Source organism: Kribbella sp. NPDC055071 (genome assembly GCF_053608045.1).
Genome location: NZ_JBSGUS010000055.1, coordinates 1 through 5,516 on the forward strand (window position 1 = coordinate 1; position 5,516 = coordinate 5,516).

The window sequence follows — 5,516 nt, forward strand, 5'->3', positions numbered from 1 at the left end:
CGCTATGCCCCTGTACACATCGCTGCGCTCTGTGACGAGACGATGCGTGCCGCTTCGCGGCCCGCCGTCCGGCGCCGTTGCCGCTTTGCGGCAGGCGCGGCGGTGCCGGTGATGGGGGAGGGGGACTACTAGAGAACCGGCAATTCTGGGTCCCCCTTGGTACAAACTGGAGGGCGTTTTCGCAGGTCAGAGGTGGGGGACCCTACCGGCAATCTCGGGTCCCCCTTGGTACAAAATTGTGGATGACGAGGGGCTCGAAACTGGTGTTTTCGCAGGTCAGGAGGGGGGGACCCGAACCGGCAATTCAGAGTCCCCTTACCGGCCAGTAGGCCCCGGAATTGTGCGATCCAGGTGCGATCCGCGTGCGTTTCGATGTGCGTTTGCCCGTTGCCTGTGGATAACTCGGGACTTCGGGGGGGGGGGGGACTTTGAGTTGCCGGTTCGGATCCTGCGTCCGGGCGTGGTGCGGTGAATCGGGGTGCCGGTGTTGGGGGTGGCACCTACGCTCGATGGCTCGGTGATCACGGGCGGGGGTGCGTGATGGGAGATCGGGAGCGGGACGAGGCGCACGCGTTCGCGGTGACGGTGGGTCTGCTGCTGCTGATCGGGGGCGTGCTGCTGATGCGTCAGCTATGGGGGGTATGGGCTGCTTTCGCTCTGGCTGCGGCTCCGGTGCTGGCGTGCTACCTCGGGCCGCCGATCGCCCGCGAGGTAGCCGTGCGCCGATTCGCTCGCCAGCTGCGCCGCAGATAGGCCTGAGAGCCCCTCAGCGCTCCCCCGGCGGCCCCACCTGTCGGGAGGTGAGGTGCGGGGGCGTCAGCGAGGCGCACAGCGGCCCGCGGTGAAAGGGCCGGCTGACGCTTCGGGCGGGTCCGCCCGAAGCGAGGGCGCTCTGGTGGTGTACTTCCGGGGTACGGAAGTGCCGGAGTTACAGAGTTCGGAGGTTGATGGTGGGACGCAGCAGACGCGTGGCAGCGGGCAATAACAAGGGCGGGGTGGGCAAGAGCGCGTGGGTGGTGAACACGGCGGCGGCGCTGGCGGATGCCGGGCGCCGGGTCCTGGTGGTGGATCTGGATCCGCAGGCGAACACCTCGCGGCGGCTGGCGCGGCCCTACCGGGTGGACCAGGCCGCCACGGTCTCGGTGAGCGAGGTGGTCCGCAGCGGGCAGGCTGGCGCGGCGGCGGACGGAATCGTGCCGTGTGGCTGGGAGGGGCTGTACGGGATGCGGATCGATGTGCTCCCGGCCCGCTTCGATCTGGAGAACCGCATCGCGGAAGCGGCGGTGATGGGCGCTCGCGGGCGGCTGGCGCGCGCTTTGGAGGGGGTTGATGAGGCGCACGACGTGACGCTGATCGACTGCCCGCCCTCGCTGGGGCACCTGACGCAGCTCGGCCTCGCCGCGGCTGACTGGGCGGTTGCCCTGGTGGAGCCGGAGTACGACGGGGTGGAGGGCGCCACCCGCTTTCGGGACTTCGTCCAGGATCCGCAGACGCTCGCCGAGCTGGCGAACGCGGAACTGCGGTTCCTCGCGGCGATCCCCTCCAAGGTCGATGGGCGGCTGGCCGGCCACGCGCACCACCTCACGAGCCTGCCGGCCATCTTCGGGCCGGATCGGGTCTGGGACGCGATTCCGGAGCGATCGGTGGTCAAGGACGCGGCGGACGAAGGCATGCCGCTGTCCGCTCTGGGCGCCCGGGGCAAGGAGATGCGCGACGTGTACGCGGCGGGCGCCGAGCGGCTGTGGAAGGCGATCGCATGACCCGGATCAAACGCTCCACGGTGCCGTCCGAGTCACCGATCCGTCAGCCATTGGTGCCAGAGGTCGAACAGCTGGTGGGCAGCATCTCCGCTCCTGAACAGCCAAAAGCCGAGCCAACTTCGGAACTCCCGGACTCCCGGACTTCTGAAGTTACAAAGTCCGAGAGTTCGGAAGTCTCGGACTCTCAGGGTTCGGCAGACGGGCCGAAGTGGCAGAGCCTGGAGCGCAAGGAGACGCGTCTGCGGACGGACCAGCTCGCCGAGCTGGCGGCACTGCGCCGCAGGGTGTCCGGGCAGCGCCGGAACCGCTCGGAGATCATCACGGACAACACCTTGATCCGGGTTGCGGTCGACCTGCTCCTGACGCGCGCCGGACGGCTCCGCGGGGACACGGAGGCCGAACTCCTCGCCTCGCTGGCCCCGCGCCGCCGGACTCAGGACTGACAGACTCCCGCAGTTCCGGACTCTGTAAGTCTGGTGGGTCGGGGTGCAGAGCTGTCGCCAATTGGCGACGATGGGGGGACCTGCGATGAACCGGGGCCCGCACGACGGTGCGGGCCCCATCCTTGTTCCGTCTACCGGTCCTGCTCGTTGAACAGCCGGTCCTCATGGCGCCAGCGCTGCCGCATCACCGGCCCAGAGAGCACCGCATAGACCATGGTGGCGGTCGCGAGGTAGACCGCCGCATCGACCGGCCAGGGGTACCGGCCCCCGGCCGCGAGGGCCAGGGTGAGTACCACGAGCACGGCGGCCGCCGTGGGCAGTGCCCACGGGGCGAGCTTGCACCAGCGGCACCGGCACTGTGCGGTCTGCCTCGTGCTGTCGGCCGGCGCTTCAGCCGGCTCTCCATCTGTGCTCACAGCTCCCCCAGCTCGATGTAGTCGACATCGGTGAGCGTTACGTCGAGTCCTTGAGCGCGGCGGCCCCGGTCCTGGAAGTACGAGTACCCCAGCCCCTGCCCGACCAGCTCTTGCAGCTGCTCCTCATCTCCGGAGCGCCACGCCTCCCAGATCCTCCCGCTCACGTCCGGCGGCAGCGTCTCGGTGATCCGCCGCATCCGGCCGTCGTCGGTGGTGCCAGGCGCGGCGGTGAACCCGAACCGCGCCCGGGTCTCCACCACCAGGCCGTCCCGGGCGGAACGGCGCTGTGCCTCGGCGGTGACCCGGGGCTGCCAGTCGCGGGCCGCCTCCCGCTCCAGTGCGGCGGCACGCTTGCCGGTCGGCTGCTGCTCGCCCTTCGCCCAGCGCTGGACGGTGCGCTGGCTGACGCCCAGCCGGTCAGCCACGGCGCGGGTGCTGCCCTTCTCGCGCTTGAGCAGGAACCGCAGCCGAGCCCCTGCGGACTTCGGCAGCGGGCGCGTCCACGCTGCCTGTGCGGCGCGACTGAGCGCGTCTCCGATGATCCCCATGTCCGTCTCCCCCTCAGAACGGTGCAGGTGCTGCTGCCTGGCGGCAGTCTCGGCAGGTGCTCACTCCGGCCACGCCCCGAACGGCACGCCCGCAGTTCCCGGCGCAATCCACGATCGCCAGCGGGCCCCGTCCGCCAGTCACCTCCTGCGCTGTGGCGACCGGCGGCTCTCCCCGGACCGGCAGCAAGGACTGCGCGAGCGCGTACGGGTGGCTGACGTGCTCGGTCGGCGGGATGCGATCGAGTCGGCCCAGTAGCTCGGCGGCCGTCCAGCCGTTGGTCATCAGGTGGGCGATGTGGCGCCGGGTGCGCTCGTGCTGAGCGTCGGTCAGTCCAGCCAGCCACCAGACCTGATCCATCAGGTCCACGGCCGCGCCCTCCGCCCAGGGCAGGTCTGCCCACTCCTCGGGCACGTCGGGCAGGCGGATCAGGCCGGACAACAGGGTGTAGCGGTCCGGCAGTCCCCGGACCCGGCCGCGCCGGTCCCAGCGCACCAGCTGGTCATCCTCCAGGTGCCCCCGGTGGGTGCGCAGGGTGCGCACGCTGATCCCGAGGGCCCGGGCCAGATCCTCCTGCCGCTCCTGCCCGGTCCAGTCGGCACCGGCATGGAGCGCCAGCGCGGCCAGCAGACGGCAGCAGGTGCGGTCGCGGGTCTGGATGGACGCGGCCCACTCCGCAGGGCTCGGCGAGGTGGGCAGGGGGCGGGCCCGGCCGACGCTGGCGCCCGGCAGAGGCGTCCGGCGGTCCACATCAATGCGCCCAGCGGTGACCAGCTCGGTGAGGTGGCGGCGCAGGACGCGCGGCACCAGCCCCACACGCTCCGCCAGCACGGCAGCGGGCAACGAGGTACCGGGGGCAGTGGTCAGTTCGTGCTCAACCAGCTCGCCGAAAATCCGGCGGCAGGACGCGCAGTCATCAGGTGACGGGTGCGCCATGTGGGGCCTCTCTCTGGCCCGCCCGGTGTCCGGTCGAAAAACCGACCGCTACACTCAGAACGAGCCTTGGCAAGGGCCAGCGGAAAGCCGTTCACCTCCGAGAGCGCCAACTCTCGGGCAACTGGTGGGTGGCTTTTCTGCTGTCTGTCTGGATCTTGTGCGGGACAGGCTACGCCCAGTCAGGGCGTCGCCGGGACGCGGATTCCGCGTACTGAAATAACGCTCGGGTCTCAGTCGGTCTGTAGCGGGATTGACGAGTCCTGGTTGAGGTCCTGGTGCAACTCGTCGGCGGCGTCTGCGATCCATCGCGCCAGGTCTGCGGCCCGCAGGTACTGACTCCCCCGCAGGCTCGCGGTGGGGACCGTGGCCCGCAGGTCGCGGCCCAGCGCGCTGAGCTGGTCAATCACACCCAGCACCTCTGCGAGCGACGCGTCCCCGGCGAACGGCAGGTCGGCATGCCCGGGGGGAGCCACATTGTGTCGCTGGTAGTCCATCTGGTCAGACACCCCCCTTGCCGCCCTTGAGCTTGGGCAGGCCCGCCTCATCGAACCAGCCGTAGACAACGGCTGTGCTCACCTTGCTGAGCTGCTGAATGCGGGAGCGCGGGGCATCGATTCGCGCGGCCGCAAGGGCGGCTTCCTTGATCTGTGGCAGTAGCGCCTTGGCGTCGGCGAGCAGTTGGGCGCGCTGGGTGCCCAGTTCCGCCACGCGCGCCAGCGCCTCGGCCTGCGCTTTCTCGGGAATTTCCATGCTGCACAGCATAGCTCACGCAACGCCCACTGAAGCAGGGTTGTTTACCGAGAAGTTCTGTGTCATGGTTGGCCAGTCGCCAGCCGGACCGGCTGAAACGGCATCAATCGCCATGAAAGGAAATGCACATGAGGATCCGGAAGAGCCCGTCTTCGGCGTCGATCGAGCACAGCCGGACGCAGTCCACTGAGGACCTGCGCTATGAGTACGAGCTGATCAAGCGGACGCGGACCCCGATGGACGTGGACGCGATCGCCGATCAGAACGACATCGCCCGCGAGCTGGAGCGGCGCGGCGAGCTGTAGTCGGCTGGCGTAGCCCGTCGTGCTCCGGCCCATTCGAGCTGGGCCGGAGCACGGCGGAGAGCGCCAGAGACGCTCGGACGGCACGGGCCGGTGTTGGAGCACCGGCCCGCGCCTGAACCACCCACCTGACATGACCAGGAGGGCGATCTGTGATGGATCGTATCGGTGCGCCTGCGGGCGCGATGACATGGGCGGACACCGCCACGGAGGGCGCGGCCGAGGGCGCGATGCGGCGGGCGCGGGAGGCGGCCGAGGCCGCTGAGCGGGCGCGGCGGGCGGCCGAGGCGCTGCGGTCGGGCGGTGCCCGATGAAGCCGCAGACGCGTACGGAGACGGTGACCCGGCAGGGCCGGGCCCACAC

Annotated in this window: 10 protein-coding genes; 5 read left to right on the plus strand and 5 right to left on the minus strand. The window is 70.1% G+C overall.

Going from position 1 to position 5,516, the window contains the following annotated elements; translation table 11 throughout:
- Positions 1 to 540 precede the first annotated feature (540 nt).
- The 3 genes from ACWF4Z_RS38005 to ACWF4Z_RS38015 all read left to right on the plus strand — a co-directional run bounded on the left by ACWF4Z_RS38005 (position 541) and on the right by ACWF4Z_RS38015 (position 2,203).
- Complete coding sequence (locus tag ACWF4Z_RS38005; protein ID WP_375847182.1) at positions 541 to 753, plus strand: hypothetical protein; 213 nt, start codon at positions 541 to 543, stop codon at positions 751 to 753.
- 215 nt (positions 754 to 968) lie between these two features.
- Positions 969 to 1,760: a ParA family protein gene (locus ACWF4Z_RS38010; RefSeq protein WP_376112994.1), complete on the plus strand. Its 792-nt coding sequence runs from the start codon at positions 969 to 971 to the stop codon at positions 1,758 to 1,760.
- Positions 1,757 to 2,203: a hypothetical protein gene (locus tag ACWF4Z_RS38015; protein ID WP_375847184.1), complete on the plus strand. Its 447-nt coding sequence runs from the start codon at positions 1,757 to 1,759 to the stop codon at positions 2,201 to 2,203. The genes ACWF4Z_RS38010 and ACWF4Z_RS38015 overlap by 4 nt, the downstream gene beginning before the upstream one ends.
- A gap of 131 nt (positions 2,204 to 2,334) precedes the next feature.
- On the opposite strand, the gene ACWF4Z_RS38020 is transcribed toward ACWF4Z_RS38015, so the two are convergent.
- The 5 genes from ACWF4Z_RS38020 to ACWF4Z_RS38040 all read right to left on the minus strand — a co-directional run bounded on the left by ACWF4Z_RS38020 (position 2,335) and on the right by ACWF4Z_RS38040 (position 4,851).
- Positions 2,335 to 2,619 carry a hypothetical protein gene (locus ACWF4Z_RS38020; protein ID WP_375869836.1) on the minus strand — a complete coding sequence of 95 codons (285 nt, stop codon included), beginning with the start codon at positions 2,617 to 2,619 and terminating at the stop codon, positions 2,335 to 2,337.
- Positions 2,616 to 3,167, minus strand: a complete 552-nt coding sequence (tpg, locus tag ACWF4Z_RS38025) for a telomere-protecting terminal protein Tpg (RefSeq protein ID WP_375847186.1) — start codon at positions 3,165 to 3,167, stop codon at positions 2,616 to 2,618. The genes ACWF4Z_RS38020 and tpg overlap by 4 nt, the downstream gene beginning before the upstream one ends.
- A 13-nt stretch (positions 3,168 to 3,180) precedes the next feature.
- The gene (locus ACWF4Z_RS38030; protein ID WP_375847187.1) at positions 3,181 to 4,101 is read right to left on the minus strand and encodes a hypothetical protein; all 921 of its coding nucleotides are present in this window, start codon (positions 4,099 to 4,101) and stop codon (positions 3,181 to 3,183) included.
- Between the two features lie 230 nt (positions 4,102 to 4,331).
- Complete coding sequence (locus tag ACWF4Z_RS38035; RefSeq protein WP_375847188.1) at positions 4,332 to 4,595, minus strand: hypothetical protein; 264 nt, start codon at positions 4,593 to 4,595, stop codon at positions 4,332 to 4,334.
- Positions 4,596 to 4,599: 4 nt separating this feature from the next.
- Positions 4,600 to 4,851 (minus strand): hypothetical protein, encoded by a 252-nt coding sequence (locus ACWF4Z_RS38040; RefSeq protein ID WP_376085935.1) that lies wholly within the window; start codon positions 4,849 to 4,851, stop codon positions 4,600 to 4,602.
- A gap of 128 nt (positions 4,852 to 4,979) precedes the next feature.
- On the opposite strand from ACWF4Z_RS38040, the gene ACWF4Z_RS38045 reads away from it, so the two are divergent.
- Positions 4,980 to 5,156: a hypothetical protein gene (locus tag ACWF4Z_RS38045; protein WP_376085933.1), complete on the plus strand. Its 177-nt coding sequence runs from the start codon at positions 4,980 to 4,982 to the stop codon at positions 5,154 to 5,156.
- A gap of 152 nt (positions 5,157 to 5,308) precedes the next feature.
- Complete coding sequence (locus ACWF4Z_RS38050) at positions 5,309 to 5,467, plus strand: hypothetical protein (protein WP_375847191.1); 159 nt, start codon at positions 5,309 to 5,311, stop codon at positions 5,465 to 5,467.
- Positions 5,468 to 5,516: the final 49 nt, after the last annotated feature.

Coding starts and splice junctions, on each gene's coding strand:
- ACWF4Z_RS38050 (WP_375847191.1), top strand. CDS start 5,309: ATGGATCGTATCGGTGCGCCTGCGGGCGCGATGACATGGGCGGACACC.
- ACWF4Z_RS38015 (WP_375847184.1), top strand. CDS start 1,757: ATGACCCGGATCAAACGCTCCACGGTGCCGTCCGAGTCACCGATCCGT.
- ACWF4Z_RS38040 (WP_376085935.1), bottom strand. CDS start 4,851: ATGGAAATTCCCGAGAAAGCGCAGGCCGAGGCGCTGGCGCGCGTGGCG.
- ACWF4Z_RS38030 (WP_375847187.1), bottom strand. CDS start 4,101: ATGGCGCACCCGTCACCTGATGACTGCGCGTCCTGCCGCCGGATTTTC.
- ACWF4Z_RS38035 (WP_375847188.1), bottom strand. CDS start 4,595: ATGGACTACCAGCGACACAATGTGGCTCCCCCCGGGCATGCCGACCTG.
- ACWF4Z_RS38045 (WP_376085933.1), top strand. CDS start 4,980: ATGAGGATCCGGAAGAGCCCGTCTTCGGCGTCGATCGAGCACAGCCGG.
- ACWF4Z_RS38005 (WP_375847182.1), top strand. CDS start 541: ATGGGAGATCGGGAGCGGGACGAGGCGCACGCGTTCGCGGTGACGGTG.
- tpg (WP_375847186.1), bottom strand. CDS start 3,167: ATGGGGATCATCGGAGACGCGCTCAGTCGCGCCGCACAGGCAGCGTGG.